The sequence below is a fragment of the Gordonia oleivorans genome (assembly GCF_040044975.1).
Taxonomy (GTDB): domain Bacteria; phylum Actinomycetota; class Actinomycetes; order Mycobacteriales; family Mycobacteriaceae; genus Gordonia; species Gordonia oleivorans.
Window position 1 is genome coordinate 1 of sequence record NZ_JBDZDI010000047.1, and the last position, 2505, is coordinate 2505.

Sequence of the window (2505 nt, forward strand, 5' to 3'; positions counted from 1 at the left end):
TCGGATTCAGTCTCAGCAGAGAAGGACACCCCCCACACTCTGACTGCGACCACCGACAAGCGTGAGACGTCAACGATGTCCCGACGACACGACGTCAAGCATGTCCCGAGCCCTTACACGTCAGCATCGCCAGATTCGCGAGGATGACGAGCTGGATTACGTCTGGCTGTCAAGCGACGTCACCCCTGAGGGCGGCATGTCTCATGGAATGGGGCACTCCGGTGAAGGGGTGTTGGCCACTGCCGGAGAAGAAGCCGTAGCTGTTGGCTGAGCAAATCTGGTGCAGGACCAGATCGAGCGGACGGGGATTCAGTGGCCCCGCGGCCGCACGGGAGGCGCCATGGGCGCAGTTCTCATCGGAGGGATAGCAACATGGAGTGGCCGCGACGGCGAGCAAGCAGCGATCGGCTCCCTCTCTGCCTGACTTCGAACCATCGGCCGTCCGCGACATCGGCGGACGTTCGGCGCCGACAACTCGTCCTACTCTGACACGTTTCCTTACCAGCTAAAGCGGCTGTGGCAGAGTCGGTCATGCTCGGTGTCAAATGTATTCGTCACGGGTGCGCGTCTTGGCTGAGGGGTAAAGATGGCGCCCGAGTCGTCCTCCCGCGCCGGCCGGCATCATCCTCGGGTAAGTCCCCTGGGGTGGTGGGGTTTCCGTGCTGAGGTGAGGCCGTCACGGAGCGTGTCGGTGCCCCTGTCGAGGCGGGCCATCGCGTAGTGGTCAGTGAGTTACCTACCAAGTGACTCAACAGAAGGACACACAACGCGATGACCCACGACCATTCTGCCTTGCTCGCCCATCTTGATGCACTCAGCTCCGCCGATTCCGGCGCGGTGTTCGCCGAGTTGATCCGGGCGGGGCTGCAAGCGCTGATCGAGGCCGAGGCCACTGAGAAGATCGGCGCGCACCGCTATGAGCGTTCCGCGGAACGCTCAAACATCCGCAACGGCCACCGCACCAAGACCGTGTCGACGACCTCCGGCGATGTCGAAGTCAAGATCCCCAAGCTGCGAGCTGGGTCGTTCTTCCCGAGCCTGCTCGAACGACGCAGACGCATCGACAGAGCCCTGCACGCGGTCGTGATGGAGGCCTACGTTCACGGCGTGTCCACACGCTCGGTCGACGATCTCGTCAACGCCCTTGGCGTCTCCTCGGGCATCTCCAAGTCCGAGGTCTCCCGCATCTGCGCCGGCCTGGACAAAGACATTGCCGCGTTCCGCGAACGCTCCCTGACCCACACTGAGTTTCCTTACGTGTTCGCTGATGCCACTTTCTGCAAGGTTCGGGTCGGCGCCCACGTGGTATCTCAAGCCCTGGTCGTGGCGACCGGGGTGTCGATCGACGGCACCCGCGAGGTGTTGGGTACCGCGGTCGGTGACAGCGAGTCCTTCGAGTTCTGGCGTGAGTTCCTCGCCTCTCTCAAAGCGCGGGGCCTGTCGGGGGTACATCTGGTGATCTCCGATGCCCATGCGGGACTGAAAGCCGCTGTAGCCCAGCAATTCACTGGATCATCGTGGCAGCGGTGCCGAGTACATTTCATGCGGAACCTGCACGGCGTGGTTTCGGCGAAACAGGCGCCGGTGGTGACCGCGGCGGTCAAGACCATCTTCGCTCACACCGAGCCCGCCGAGGTCGCCACGCAGTGGGACCAGGTCGCCGACACCCTGGAATCGTCATTTCCGAAGGTCGCAGCAATGATGGCCGAGGCCAAGTCCGACGTGCTCGCTTTCACCGCCTTCCCCAAGGCCCACTGGCAGAAGATCTGGTCCAACAACCCGATCGAACGACTCAACAAGGAGATCAAACGCCGCGCCGATGTCGTCGAGATCTTCCCCAACCCCGCCGCGTTCCTGCGGTTGGCGACCGCGGTCGTGATCGAGGCCCACGACGAGTGGCAGGTCACCCGCCGCTACCTCTCCGACATCAGCATGGCCGAACTTCGCAAGGTCATCGCCGCCAAACACCACGCTGCCGAAACAGTCGACGAAACACGCCAAATCGCCTAACATTCGGCACGACTCGTTGATCACAACGCGCTGCTCACGCGATCCGAAGTCCACCACCCCACGGGGCGCTGTCTCATCCTCGGCCCCATGTCGTATTCGGCAAGCGGGAAATTGCGGCTAGTTAACATTAACATGGCGTGATCGTCGTCACTCGATGCGGCGAATGGCCTCGTTACGTGACGTAGCAGGCCGCCCAGATTGTCGGTCGGTCGGGCAGTTGGTGTGCGAAAACCGTCGTCGGTGATCATGATCTCGCGGTCGAGGGTGACGACCGAAACATTCTCGTGGCGGTATCGCATATGTGCGTCTATCAAACGTCGTTGCTGCGGTGTTGCAATGTCCCGAAGGCCCGACTGGATTCGTTCGGTGAATGCCATAACGGTGGCTAGAACGAACCGGCTGGTGTCCTCGGCGAGGCGGCAGACGTTGAGGTGTGGCTGAGAATTGCCGCGTAGGCGATGCTGGCTGACTTGTAACGACCGTGCGCTTCGGACG

2 protein-coding genes are annotated in these 2505 nt (G+C 62.2%); one reads left to right on the forward strand and one right to left on the reverse strand.

All coding sequences use genetic code 11. The features are described from left to right. Positions 1-771: 771 nt before the first annotated feature. Entirely contained in the window at positions 772-2010 is a 1239-nt protein-coding gene (locus ABLE92_RS26010) for an IS256 family transposase (RefSeq protein WP_137811204.1), read from the forward strand. 20 nt (positions 2011-2030) lie between these two features. Here ABLE92_RS26010 and ABLE92_RS26015 read toward each other — a convergent pair. Further along, a partial coding sequence (locus ABLE92_RS26015; protein WP_348807656.1) for a hypothetical protein occupies positions 2031-2505 on the reverse strand: 475 nt, incomplete at its 5' end.